Origin of the sequence: Aquimarina pacifica, from assembly GCF_000520955.1 — a bacterium.
Lineage (GTDB): Bacteria > Bacteroidota > Bacteroidia > Flavobacteriales > Flavobacteriaceae > Aquimarina > Aquimarina pacifica.
In genome coordinates, this window is the sequence record NZ_JACC01000008.1 from 1 (window position 1) to 13,332 (window position 13,332).

Below are 13,332 nucleotides of genomic sequence, written 5' to 3' on the forward strand. Positions count from 1 at the left end.
TAAAGGATGTTTGTTTAACGTACCTAATTAAACCTAACGTTTAGTATATGAAGCGTAGCCTGCCGTTAGGCGGCTATGATTTCATATACCGTTTTAGTCGCTTTTTTCTTTTCTTGTTGATATTATATAATTCAAAATAGGTCTTTTGGTATCTTCTTCTTTTTCTAAACGAATTAAACCGCCTTCAAATGTCCAGTCAAAAGATACTTCTTTATCGCCATAAACAAATTCCTTTTGCTTTGATTTCAATTCGTCTTGATTATTGTACCCAAAGTATTGCGCAATAGAATCAATAAGATTCTCAGATTCGGTGTAATAAATAAATCTTGAAAAATTCTTGAATACTTTTCTGAAAGTCAAAACGAATCCTTCTTGTTCAGGGTAGTTTGTATAGATTACGTAGTTGAAATAGTTAAAATAAAATTTAGGCAATTTAAACGCATATGTTTTGATAGTCTCTCCATCTTTTATTGGGTATGATTCGACTAATGAGTCCTTATTGCAAAAACCAATTGCTTCATCAAGAAAATTCTTCTTATTTTCGATGTCATCAAGCACTATAGTTAATTCTGAGATCAAATCTTTTGGCTCAATAATTTTGGTTGGAATATTAAACTCGTTGTAGAGGACTTTTGACTTAATTCTTAGTTTCTTGTCCATTGCAACGAAATAATCACAGTACGCACCATAAAACGAATGTTCACCATCTGCTTGAATATTTTGCATATTGTCAGTTGGCTTAGGCAGTTTATCCATCTTATACCCAATCATATCTAACATCAGATATGCTGTAGTATAATATTCATATTGATTTGTGGGCTCTTTCTTGTGTTTGAACGTAGTTTCTACATATTCAAGATATGTCATTTTGGTTCCTAACTTCAATAAGAAATCATCAATGTTTTTAATTACTTCATTGTAACTCCAATTACCAGAATTAGATTCAAGTTTGAAACCATAGTCAGCCATTGATTTTCTGAAATCTTTATAATACTCACCATCTTGCAGGAGATTTTGAGAAAAAGGTCCAACTTCTTTCATTAAATCCCACATCGTTGAGTTGGGTTTAAGGTTTGGAAACATCTTTTTCAAAATATCTTTGTTTTCTTCTGTAATGTCAATCCCAGAAGGCTGCAATTGAAAAAGAGATTTCATTAAACCACCCATTTTTCCCAACCCTATTTCATCGAGTGATTCATCAAGGTCTTGAAATACTTTTTCGATGTTCATTAGTTCGGATATGTCCTCTTTATCCTTTTCGCCTTCGAAATATTCAGTTGGAGTTCCAAACAATGGCTTAACTCTATCCTTTTCCCATCTCAATAAGTGTTTATCAGAAAGGAATTCTAAAGTTTCCAAATCCTCTTTGAAAAGCTCATTACTTGGACTATAGCTTTTCATTAAGTCGTTGAAATGAGCTGGTGTATATGGAAATTGCAAGTGTTTTTTATGCTTAGAAATAAAATCTTTGAGATCCTTAAATTGAGGTTTTTTAAGATTACTTATTACATTCCAATCTAAGTAAACTCGAATCATATATTTCTGTTGGTTTTAATTGCGACTAACAATGTTATATAAACACCAAGATAACTATATTCATTAATATCTGGATATATAGTTACCTTATTAACTATATCCTTGGAGTATAAATGTAATAATCCCCAACAAAAAAGCAAGACAATATTGTCTTGCTTCGGTAAAATTAGTCTTAAAAGTGACCCCAGCAGGATTAACTAGCGTTGATCCCATTAAACTCACTACTAAATAAGAAACCACAAGCTATCGCTCTAGCTCTTCATTTTACTCCAAAGCTTCAAACTACGTTTGGTTTTTCATAAAATAAAGAACCACGCCAAATGGCGTGGTTTCTTGCTTGATGTGACCCCGGCAGGATTCAAACCTGCAACCCTCAGAGCCGAAATCTGATGCGCTATTCAGTTGCGCCACGAGGCCTAGTATTTTTATAGTTACTTAATATTTACAACCCAACTTAATGATTGTTAAGACAATTTACTCTTTACAATGGTAGAAATTGTTTTTCCGTCTGCTTTACCTGTTAGTGCTGCATTGGCCATACCCATTACCTTACCCATATCTTTCATACCAGTCGCGCCTGTTTTTGATATAATATCAACAACTATCTTTTCGATTTCTTCTGCACCTAACTGCTCTGGCAAAAACTGCTCAATTACTTGGGCTTGTGCTAACTCAGGCTCTGCAAGATCATTACGCCCTTGCTCTGTAAATATAGCCGCACTATCTTTGCGCTGCTTTACTTGTTTTTGTAATAGTTTTAGCTCTTGTTCTTCAGAAAGCTCTTCTTTTACACCGCTCTCTGTTTTGGCTAATAAAATAGCTGATTTTATAGCTCGTAATGATGTTAAGGCATTGGTATCCTTGGCTTTCATAGCCTCTTTCATTGCGGTCATTACTTTTTGCTCTAAACTCATGATATTAAATGTTTGATCTTTTGGATTGCGAAGATAAAAAATAAACCGATATTCTTGTTGTGGATTATCAGTTTATACCGCTTTTTTTAACTGCAACAAAAATTGATTTTAAGTATTATTTTGGATCATCTAAAGATCAGATGATCCAAAATTTATTGATTAGTCTACATTATCATGTAAAAACGAATTATTCTTACGTAATTGAATGTCATCATTCGTATCTGTACCTAGTGATGTTCTCGACAGACTTGACTCATCAGGTTTTGCCTCTACATCTATTCCTGCTCTTTTATATGCTGGTTCTTTTTCTATATCATCAATATTAGATGCATTATTTTTGAATTTATAGTTAAACTCCTTCATCTTAGCCCGACGCTCAGCTGCTCTAGCTTTTAAGATTTCAGAAATAGGCTGGTCTACAGGATCTACATCTTCGGCAATCTCGGTTTCTGGTGCCGGAGCGATCGTTTTTTTCTCAAAAACGACTTCTTCTTCTTCCTGTATTACCTCTGTTGGCTGTGCCTCTGATAATCGCTTTTCCTCTTCCATATAATCTTCGAGACTATACTTACGCCCCCCTCCCGAAATAGAATCACCGACTGGTACCACTTCTATAGGATCATTGACCTCTAAATCAAGAATATCATCACTCAAATCAAAAATTATAGGCTGCTCATCTTCTATAATTTCTTTTTTATCTATAGTATCCATAGAAGGAGTCTGCACATTCGGAGCTTCTTTTTCATCGCTATCCATAGGCAAATCAAATGCCAAAGAAAACTGATCTTGCTTTTCTTCTTGTGCTTCTAATTCTTCTGCATCATTAACCTCTATTTGTTTCATAATATCCTGAGCATTAATGATCACAAAATCATTATCCGAAGAAAAAGATTCTGTATTTTCATCAGCTAATGGATCTACAATCTCATAGGATACATTTATATTTTTTAGTACATCTGTAGTTGGTATTAATTGCATATCATGCTCAATTACCTCCTCATCTTCTACCAATTCGTGTCTTATTACCTTTTCTTCTTCCTTTTTTGGCTGTGGTACTTTCAATGAGCCTGCACCACCTGTTGATTTGGGTGATAAGTCTTGTGCTGTTGATCTCTGCTCATCTTCTAGCGTATGGATTATTTTTTTTGTTTCTGTATTTACAATCTCATCTTGCTGTTCTACATCAAAACCTGTTGCAATAACAGTAACAGAAATGGCATCTTCTAAAGACTCATCTTCTCCTACCCCCATTATTATATTAGCACCATGACCAGCTTCTTGTTGAATGTGATCATTGATCTCTCCGATCTCATCTATTGTAATTTCTTCTTTACCCGATACAATTAGTAGCAACACATTCTTAGCACCTGTAATCTTGTTATCATTAAGTAGAGGAGAATCTAATGATTTTACAATGGCATCATGCGCACGTTTATTTCCTGAAGCACTTGCAGAGCCCATAATCGCAGTCCCACTATTACTAAGTACTGTCTTAGCATCACGTAAATCAATATTTTGTGTATAATGGTGTGTTATTACTTCGGCAATACCTCTAGAGGCGGTGGCAAGAACTTCGTCTGCTTTGGAGAAACCAGCTTTGAATCCTAAATTACCATATACCTCTCGTAATTTGTTATTATTAATTACGATTAGAGAATCTACATGTGCACGCAATCTCTCTACTCCTAACTGAGCTTGTTCATTACGCATACGCCCTTCGAACTGAAAAGGAATTGTTACTATCCCTACCGTAAGAATATCTAACTCTTTTGCCATTTTTGCAATAATAGGAGCGGCTCCAGTACCTGTTCCGCCTCCCATACCAGCAGTTATAAAAATCATTTTGGTATTCGTATCCAACATGGTTTTTATATCTTCATAACTTTCTACCGCAGACTGCTCTCCCACCTCTGGGTTTGCTCCTGCTCCTAGCCCTTCTGTTAATGATACCCCTAATTGTATTTTGTTCGGAATCGAACTGTTTTCTAATGCCTGAGCATCTGTATTACAAATTACAAAATCAACTCCTTTTATCCCCTGTTGAAACATATGATTGATGGCATTGCTACCACCCCCACCTACTCCTATCACCTTGATAACATTGGATTGATTTTTGGGCAAATCAAAAGAAATATTTCCAAACTCCTCGTTATTACTCATAATTGCTAATTTTCTGGTTCTCCTATTTTTTAATATTGTGTGTGTCGTTCAAAAAGAACTTTATTTTATCTATGTTGGTTTATTAGCTTACTATTTAACTATTCCCCAAAGCCATTTCTTAACTTTTCCTACCGGTCAAATCTATCATCTCACTAAAATTGCTTACTGGGCAATTTCTTAACTATTCCAACCCCTCAGCGCTGGCATCTCGCTAAAATTGTCCACAGGACAATTTCTTAACGCTCGATCCTATTCTGCATTATCGAGAAATTCTTTAAACTTCTCGGTCCATTTCTCAAGGATATTTCTTCTAGGCTTTGTATTTACCTGGCTTTCTTCTACTTGATTATTTTCTTCTTTAACACCAGTAGCCTCATCACTTGTTGATACTTCTTGCTCTGCTATACTAGTTGCGGCAACTTGCTGCATATCTTGAACTTTCTGTCGCTTTTTCATATGAACAAGTCCATCCATCACTAATCCAACTGCAGTTGCATACATGGGGCTCGTTGTTTCTGAATCACTATTACCTGCCAGATGTTCATTAGGATATCCTATTCGTGTATCCATACCGGTAATATACTCTACAAGCTGCTTAAGGTGCTTAAGTTGTGATCCTCCTCCTGTCAAAACAATACCAGCGATCAATTTTTTCTTAGGAGATTCATGCCCATAGTTTTTAATTTCTAAAAAAACCTGCTCAATAATCTCTACTACTCTAGCATGAATAATCTTTGAAAGGTTTTTTAAGGTAATTTCTTTGGGCTCTCGTCCTCTTAGTCCAGGAATAGAAACAATTTCGTTATCCTTATTTTCTCCCGGCCACGCAGATCCAAATTTTATTTTTAACAGCTCTGCTTGTTTTTCTATGATCGAACAGCCTTCTTTTATATCCTCAGTAATAACATTTCCTCCAAATGGGATTACTGCTGTATGACGAATAATACCATCTTTAAAAATCGCTAAATCCGTGGTTCCTCCTCCTATATCAATTAAAGCAACTCCTGCTTCTTTTTCTTCCTGACTCAGCACTGCATTTGCAGATGCTAATGGTTCTAAGGTTACGTCTGACAATTCTAAACCAGAACTTTTTACGCACCGTCCTATGTTACGAATAGATGTTACCTGCCCCACTACAACATGAAAATTAGCTTCTAACCTACCCCCATACATTCCTACAGGTTCTTTTATTTCGGCTTGACCATCTACTTTATATTCTTGTGGCAGTACATGCAAAATTTCTTCTCCTGGTAGCATCACCAACTTATGAACTTGGTTGCACAACTTCTCGATATCATCTTCGTCAATAACTGCATCAGCGTTAGGTCTAGTGATATAATCACTATGCTGTAAACTTCTTATATGCTGACCAGCAATCCCAACGGTTACATCATTAATTTTTATTCCTGCAATACCTTCTGCCTCCTGTATGGCTTGCTGTATTGATTGAATTGTTTGCGTTATATTATTGACTACTCCTCGATGTACTCCCAAACTTTTGGACTTGCCAACTCCCAACACTTTCATTTTCCCATATTCGTTGTACGCTCCAACCATGGCTACAATTTTGGTTGTCCCTATATCTAATCCTACCGCTATTTCATTTACTTCTCGTTCCATATTGGTATTATTTTTTTGTACACACTACTTGATTACTATACTGCAAACTGACTTTTTTATATGTATTCAGACTTTTATCTTTTATGGCTTTTTGATAAAAGGCTTTAAAATTCCTAATCTTACTTTCTAAATTCTCTACTTTTCCAAAAACCAATGAAAACGTATATATCCTTAATTCTAAATTATACACTCCTTTGACATCTCGATGTACTCCCACAACATGTCTTTTTAAAAACTCATCCTCCTGAATTTTTTTAAGCAAAGGAAAAACTTCTAAGACTTCTCTCTCTGAAACATTATGCACAATTGGCACATGTGCCGAATAACTTTTGGACAAAGGCATCATTTTTCCAGTAATGTCAACATAAAAAGGAGTCATTGCATTCACCCTAGCAATTGGGGTCCGCTGTTTTATTCTTGCCCTAAGCTCTCCATTTACAGTTAAATACACATCAGAATGCTGAATCATTTTGTGTGCATCTAGTTTTTTCTCTACTTTATTCAAAACTAAAATTTCTTTGCCCACGCTCGTCGTCTTTTGTTGATTTTGTATTAACAATTTATTAACCACGGCTTCATTTACATATGGATTCTGTTCTTTGATAAATTCTACATGTACTTTATCTATTTTTCGTTCTTCATTACGCTTACCTGTAAATGCAAAAAGCACCCCTATTAAAATTAAGAGAGCACTACATTTTATATATATTATCAAACTCCTTTTCATATCTCTAAAGCCTCTTTTATACGCTGCACTTCTTCTCCTATATCTCCTGCTCCAATTGTTAAAACTACTTCTGCATTGCTATCATTAATTGCCTTAATCAACGCCCCCTTCTCAATTACTTTTTTATCAGTACTATCAATCATATTTAATAACCAATCTGATGTTACTCCTTCTATGGGGACTTCTCTTGCAGGGTAAATATCTAACAACAACAATTCATCAAATTGACTCAGGCTCTTTGCAAAATCTGCGGCAAAATCTCGTGTTCGACTGTATAAGTGCGGTTGAAAAATTGCCAACACCTTTTTATCAGGATGCATTTCTCTGACTGCCTGATAAAGCGCATTAATTTCTGTTGGATGATGTGCATAATCGTCTACATAAACCAAATCATCTGTTTTAATCTGATAACTAAACCTTCTTTTAACGCCTTTAAAAGAAAATAAAGCCTTTGCCAAAAGTTCGGTTGGGGAGCCGTAAAGCGATGCTATAGCAAAGGCTGTAATAGCATTTAACAAGTTGTGTTTACCTGGTAGGCTTAAATGCAAATCGGCAATAATTTTCTCTGGAGTCCTTAAATCAAAAATATAGGTTCCGTTCTCTATTCTTATATTTTGCGCACAATAGTCTGAGTCGTCTTCTATACCATATGTAATGCCAGAAAGAGGCAATCCATTACAAACCAAAAGATGATCCTTGGCTCTTGACGAAAACTCTTTGAATGATGCCTCTAATGCATCTTCTTTTTCATAAATATCAAGATGATCTGCATCCATCGAAGTCACGGCTGCTATATCAGGATACAACTGCAAAAAGGATCGATCAAACTCATCTGCTTCTACTACAACAACTTCATTTCCTTCTAGAACAAGATTCGAATTATAATTTTCACTAATCCCACCTAAGAAAGCAGTCACTTTTGCTCCACTTTCTTTTAGCAAATGAGCTAGAATTGCTGTTGTTGTAGTTTTACCATGTGTTCCGGCTACAGCAAGTGTATACACATTATTAGTTATGACACCCAAAACTTCGGCTCTCTTCTTGATATTAAAACCTGCAGATTGCAAATATGTAAGTTCTTTATGATCCTCAGGGATTGCGGGTGTATAAATCACTAATGTTTCTTCAATAGCAAGGAATGACTCGGGTATATTAGCCACACTGTCCTCAAAATGAATCAAAACCCCCAATGACTCTAAGTCAGCAGTTATCTGCGTAGGTGTTTTATCATATCCTGCTACATGTTTACCCAGAAACTTAAAATATCTGGCAAGTGCGCTCATACCGATCCCGCCGATACCAACGAAATAAATATTCTGTATGTCCTCTAAACGCTTTTTCATTTCCACACTTACTTCAATGGTATTTTATGTTTTACTAATTTTTCAATTTCATCTACTATATCAGCAGTGGCATTTGGCAAAGCCAATGCCTTTATACCAATAGACAACTTGTTTCTAAATTCTTCTGATACTATTATTTTAGAAACTACATCCTCAAATTGTTCTTCGAGCTGGTTTTCTTTTATTAAGACCGCACCGTGCTTATCTGCAATTGACAAAGCATTTTTAGTCTGGTGATCTTCTGCTACATTGGGAGAAGGTATAAATATCGTTGGTTTCCCTATTACACATAATTCTGAAACCGAACTTGCTCCTGCCCTGGATATAATTATATCAGCAGCAGCATAAGCTAAATCCATTGTATCCAAAAATTGATGCACCTGTACATAGTCCTGTTTAGAATATTTTGCATACTCATCGTAGTATAACTTACCACATTGCCAAATAATCTGAATATCTTTTTCCTGAAAAAAAGAGAGCTCTTTTTCTATCAATTGATTCACTCTTCTGGCCCCCAAACTTCCTCCTAATATTAAAATCGTTTTTTTATCTGCCTCCAAACCAAATTTAGTGATAGCCTGCTCACGCTTACCTTCAATTTTCAAAACATCCTGACGAATAGGATTTCCAGTTTTAATAATTTTCTCTTTCGGAAAAAATCGTTGCATACCATCATAAGCTACACATATCTTATCAGCCCCTTTTGACAGCCATTTATTGGTGATCCCCGGAAAAGAGTTTTGCTCTTGAATTACAGTAGGAATCTTTTTCATATTTGCAGCTTTTAGTAACGGACCGCTTGCAAATCCCCCTGTACCAATAACAATATCAGGGTTAAAACTTCTTAGAATTTTCATAGACCTTAAAAGACTACTTATTAGCTTTACAGGAAATAAAAGGTTGCTCAAAGTTAATTTGCGCTGAATCCCACTAATCCATAACCCTTCAATTTTATATCCCGCCTGGGGTACTTTTTGCATTTCCATTCGATCCTTTGCCCCTACAAATAAAATAGTAGCATTAGCATACCTATCACTAATCTCATTAGCAATGGCTATTGCAGGATAAATATGTCCTCCTGTTCCTCCTCCTGATATGATAACTTTTATACCTTTACTCATAAAACCTCGCTCAAAACTTCTAAAGGGTCTTGTTCATTTTCATTTATTTCTTTCTCACTTTTTCTTTCTATAATAGCTTGTCTTTTGCTACTCACACTTAACACAATACCAATAGCCAAACAGGTCATCCAAATTGACGTACCTCCACTACTTATAAGAGGCAATGTTTGTCCCGTAACCGGAAACAACTCTACCGCTACAGCCATATTAATTAATGCCTGAAATACAATAGGAAGCCCTACTCCAATCACCAAAAGCTTACCAAAAACATCTTCACTCTTATGGGCAGAAATCACTAATCTAAATAGCAACAACAAATACAACAACATTAAAAAGACAGCTCCTACAAACCCCCATTCTTCAATAATAATAGCATAGATAAAATCTGAGGATGATTGTGGTAAAAAATTACGCTGTACACTTTTTCCCGGACCCGTTCCTATTATACCTCCTCTAGCAATTGCAATTTTGGCCCTTTCGATCTGGTAATCTTCTTGTGTTTCTTTATCATCTGTAAAGTTCTCTATCCTACTTACCCAAGTATCTACCCTATTAGGAAACACCCCAGGAAAAGCTTTTGCAAACAGAATAAAAAAGGTAAGAATTAAGATTCCTGATCCTAGAATCACAGCGATGTATTTCATAGGATATCCCCCTAAAAAAACCAACATAATAACCATCGAAAACATCATTGCTGCCGTAGAAAAGTTAGCAGGTAATATGAGCATCAATATCAGAAATACAGGTGCCCAAAGAGGCAATAGGGTTTCTTTGAACGAGATTACTTTATCTTTTATTTTTGACAGATATCTGGCCACATAAGCCATTAGCACAACAGCAGCCAAGGTTGATGTCTGAAATGTCACTCCCACAAATGGTACTCGAATCCATCTACTGGCATTTGCACCTTCTATTGTTGTATTTTGAGCCATTGTAACTAACAACAATATTAAAACCACCGGAATCATAATAATAGACAACCCCTTAAAATAATGATATGGTATTTTATGCACACCATACATGATCAAAAACCCTAAAACTAAATGTGCGAAGTGCTTTACCAAAAAGACAAAAGTATTTCCATCACCGTATAAATACGCTAAGTTACTACTAGCACTATATACAGGTAAAAATGAAAACAAAGCTAATAGTGCCGCTACAGCCCAAATCACCTTATCTCCTTTTATATTTTCTAAAACTTTTGTCATTTACAAATCTTATCTATTGCTTTATCGAGAGTAGCAATTACAGCTCTCTCACCGCTTCTTTAAACTGTCTTCCTCTTTCTTCGTAGTTTTTAAATAAATCAAAACTAGCACATGCAGGAGAAAGCAATACATTCTCATTTCTTTCTGCAATCTTATATGCCATACCTACAGCTTCTTTCATTGACTGTGTCTCTAAAATCGTATCAATACAATTCCCAAAAGCATTCACTATTTTCGAATTATCAACTCCTAAGCAAATAATCGCCTTTACTTTTTCGTTTACCAACGGATACAATTCGGTATAATCATTCCCTTTATCTACTCCCCCAACAATCCAAACCGTAGCCGTTTTCATAGCATCAAGAGCATAAAATGTTGCATTTACATTTGTGGCTTTAGAATCATTGATATATTGCACGTTATTTATTTTCAGCACGCTCTCTAATCTATGCTCTACTCCGTGAAAATTCTCTAAACTTTCTCGAATAGTTGCCTTTCTAATTTTCAGTAAATGCGACACCGTAGAGGCAGCCATCGCATTTTTTACATTATGGTTCCCCTTTAGTGCTAAGTTATCTGCAGACATGATTATTTCGTTGTTATCTATGGTTATTATTATATTATCTTCTTTTAAATATGCTCCGTTTTCTACCTTTTTTTTTAACGAAAAGGGTAGTAATCTTGATCGAATAGGGTGCTGCGTTAAGTACTCTGTTATGACAGCATCATCTGCATCATAAATAAAGTAATCATTAGGAGTTTGATTCATCGCAATCCTAAACTTTGATGCTATATACTTCTCAAATTTATACTCATACCGATCCAAATGATCGGGTGTTATATTAGTAAGAACGGCTATATGGGGAGCAAAACTCCTTACCCCATCTAATTGAAAACTACTAAGTTCTAGTACGTATACCGGAGCATCTTTCTCTGCGACCTGCAATGCAAAACTGTCTCCAATATTACCCGCCATATTTACATCAAGCCCTCCTTCTCGCAACACATGATGCGTTAACATTGTAGTCGTTGTTTTTCCATTACTACCTGTGATACCGATAATTTGCGCATTGGTATATCCAGCCGCAAATTCAATTTCAGAAACCACAGGAATATCTTGTTGCTTCAATTCCTTTACTATTGCCACAGTTTCTGGTATACCTGGACTCTTCATAACAACATCAGCATTCATAATTTTAGATGCTGTATGCTGTTGTTCTTCCCATTCGATTTCAGAATTTATAAGAACTTCTTTATATTGATTTGCTATTGCACCTTTATCAGACACAAATACATTAAATCCCTCTTTTTTTGCCAAAATAGCTGTCCCCACTCCACTTTCTCCTGCCCCTAAGACAACTAGTCTTTTTATGTTTGTTTTAGTACTCACAATCTTTTATTATATCAACCTTCATTATCTATTCCTTTTGCAATAAAACTCACCTTACTTTTAAAGTAATCACAGCAATTATGGCTAGCAATATCCCTACAATCCAAAATCTTGCAACGATCTTACTCTCATGTATACCTTTCTTTTGATAATGATGATGCAAAGGAGACATCAGAAATATCCTTCTACCTTCTCCATATTTTTTTCTTGTATATTTAAACCAACTTACTTGCATCATTACAGAAACCGTTTCAATAAAAAATATTCCGCATACAATAGGAATCAAAAACTCTTTTCGTATTGCAATAGCTATGACCGCTATTATACCCCCAATAGTCAAACTACCTGTATCCCCCATAAACACTTGAGCCGGATATGTATTATACCATAAAAAACCAACTAACGCCCCAGCAAAAGCAGTAATGTAAATCGTTATTTCACCCGAATTAGGGATATACATAACATTGAGATAATCAGAAAAAATTATATTTCCCGACACCCAAGCAAATAACGCCAAAGTCAATACCATTATAGCAGATGAGCCTGCTGCTAAACCATCAATTCCATCTGTAAGATTTGCCCCGTTAGATACAGCAGTAACTATAAAAATTACAATAGGAATAAAGATTAACCACGCGTATTTCTCTAGTTCAGGGCTAATCCAAGTTATCAAACTTGAATAATCAAACTCATTATTTTTAAGGAATGGGATGGTAGTTTTTGTTGATTTTATAGCGGGATTAAAGTCAGAAGCATCTTCTGTCGCAGCCACTTCTTCTATCATAGATTGGACTTTCTCTTCTTTGATAGTTATATCATCATGAAAGTACATCGTACACCCTACAATTACTCCTAATCCTATTTGACCGATCACCTTAAACTTACCTGCTAATCCTTCTTTATTCTTTTTCTTAATTTTCAAATAATCATCTGTAAAACCAATAACCCCCATCCATAAAGTTGTAATAATCAACAGTATTACATATATATTATCGAGCTTCGCAAATAACAGTACTGGAATTAAAGTTGACAGAATAATAATAACACCACCCATTGTCGGAGTACCTGCCTTCTCAGATTGCCCTTCTAGACCTAAATCACGAATACTTTCACCCATTTGCTTTCTTCTCAGAAAATCAATGATACGTTTCCCATAGATTGTGGATATCAATAACGAAACTATAATAGCCAACGCAGCACGAAATGTTATAAATTGGAATAGCGTTGCTCCCGGGAACTGATAAACGCTTTCTAAATATTCGAATACATAGTATAACATAAGTTACTTTTTATCCACCGCACTGTATTAAAGC

The 13,332-nt window shown here is 35.5% G+C and carries 10 protein-coding genes and 1 tRNA gene; all 11 read right to left on the reverse strand.

Translation table 11 applies throughout. The features are described from left to right. Positions 1-93: 93 nt before the first annotated feature. On the reverse strand, positions 94-1,536 hold the full coding sequence (locus DZ60_RS0105455) for a hypothetical protein (RefSeq protein WP_025741082.1): 1,443 nt from the start codon (positions 1,534-1,536) through the stop codon (positions 94-96). 343 nt (positions 1,537-1,879) lie between these two features. After that, positions 1,880-1,953: transfer RNA gene (locus tag DZ60_RS0105460), tRNA-Arg, on the reverse strand. A gap of 47 nt (positions 1,954-2,000) precedes the next feature. Further along, entirely contained in the window at positions 2,001-2,450 is a 450-nt protein-coding gene (locus DZ60_RS0105465) for a GatB/YqeY domain-containing protein (protein ID WP_025741083.1), read from the reverse strand. Between the two features lie 159 nt (positions 2,451-2,609). Next, positions 2,610-4,610: a cell division protein FtsZ gene (gene ftsZ / locus DZ60_RS0105470; protein ID WP_025741084.1), complete on the reverse strand. Its 2,001-nt coding sequence runs from the start codon at positions 4,608-4,610 to the stop codon at positions 2,610-2,612. Positions 4,611-4,859: 249 nt separating this feature from the next. Next, positions 4,860-6,230 carry a cell division protein FtsA gene (gene ftsA / locus DZ60_RS0105475; protein WP_025741085.1) on the reverse strand — a complete coding sequence of 457 codons (1,371 nt, stop codon included), beginning with the start codon at positions 6,228-6,230 and terminating at the stop codon, positions 4,860-4,862. A 7-nt stretch (positions 6,231-6,237) separates the two neighbouring features. Continuing rightward, positions 6,238-6,957 carry a cell division protein FtsQ/DivIB gene (locus tag DZ60_RS0105480; protein ID WP_025741086.1) on the reverse strand — a complete coding sequence of 240 codons (720 nt, stop codon included), beginning with the start codon at positions 6,955-6,957 and terminating at the stop codon, positions 6,238-6,240. Further along, the gene (gene murC, locus DZ60_RS0105485; RefSeq protein WP_025741087.1) at positions 6,954-8,300 is read right to left on the reverse strand and encodes a UDP-N-acetylmuramate--L-alanine ligase; all 1,347 of its coding nucleotides are present in this window, start codon (positions 8,298-8,300) and stop codon (positions 6,954-6,956) included. Before murC ends, DZ60_RS0105480 begins: the two co-directional genes overlap by 4 nt. An 8-nt stretch (positions 8,301-8,308) precedes the next feature. Further along, entirely contained in the window at positions 8,309-9,421 is a 1,113-nt protein-coding gene (murG, locus tag DZ60_RS0105490) for an undecaprenyldiphospho-muramoylpentapeptide beta-N-acetylglucosaminyltransferase (protein WP_025741088.1), read from the reverse strand. After that, positions 9,418-10,629 carry an FtsW/RodA/SpoVE family cell cycle protein gene (locus DZ60_RS0105495; protein ID WP_025741089.1) on the reverse strand — a complete coding sequence of 404 codons (1,212 nt, stop codon included), beginning with the start codon at positions 10,627-10,629 and terminating at the stop codon, positions 9,418-9,420. The genes murG and DZ60_RS0105495 overlap by 4 nt, the downstream gene beginning before the upstream one ends. 37 nt (positions 10,630-10,666) lie before the next feature. Then, a complete protein-coding gene (murD, locus tag DZ60_RS0105500; RefSeq protein WP_241448725.1) occupies positions 10,667-12,019 on the reverse strand; it encodes a UDP-N-acetylmuramoyl-L-alanine--D-glutamate ligase in 1,353 nt (450 codons plus the stop codon). Between the two features lie 49 nt (positions 12,020-12,068). Beyond that, the gene (gene mraY, locus DZ60_RS0105505) at positions 12,069-13,298 is read right to left on the reverse strand and encodes a phospho-N-acetylmuramoyl-pentapeptide-transferase (protein WP_025741091.1); all 1,230 of its coding nucleotides are present in this window, start codon (positions 13,296-13,298) and stop codon (positions 12,069-12,071) included. Positions 13,299-13,332 lie beyond the last annotated feature (34 nt).

Coding starts and splice junctions, on each gene's coding strand:
- DZ60_RS0105495 (WP_025741089.1), bottom strand. CDS start 10,629: ATGACAAAAGTTTTAGAAAATATAAAAGGAGATAAGGTGATTTGGGCT.
- DZ60_RS0105455 (WP_025741082.1), bottom strand. CDS start 1,536: ATGATTCGAGTTTACTTAGATTGGAATGTAATAAGTAATCTTAAAAAA.
- murG (WP_025741088.1), bottom strand. CDS start 9,421: ATGAGTAAAGGTATAAAAGTTATCATATCAGGAGGAGGAACAGGAGGA.
- ftsA (WP_025741085.1), bottom strand. CDS start 6,230: ATGGAACGAGAAGTAAATGAAATAGCGGTAGGATTAGATATAGGGACA.
- murC (WP_025741087.1), bottom strand. CDS start 8,300: ATGAAAAAGCGTTTAGAGGACATACAGAATATTTATTTCGTTGGTATC.
- mraY (WP_025741091.1), bottom strand. CDS start 13,298: ATGTTATACTATGTATTCGAATATTTAGAAAGCGTTTATCAGTTCCCG.
- DZ60_RS0105465 (WP_025741083.1), bottom strand. CDS start 2,450: ATGAGTTTAGAGCAAAAAGTAATGACCGCAATGAAAGAGGCTATGAAA.
- DZ60_RS0105480 (WP_025741086.1), bottom strand. CDS start 6,957: ATGAAAAGGAGTTTGATAATATATATAAAATGTAGTGCTCTCTTAATT.
- ftsZ (WP_025741084.1), bottom strand. CDS start 4,610: ATGAGTAATAACGAGGAGTTTGGAAATATTTCTTTTGATTTGCCCAAA.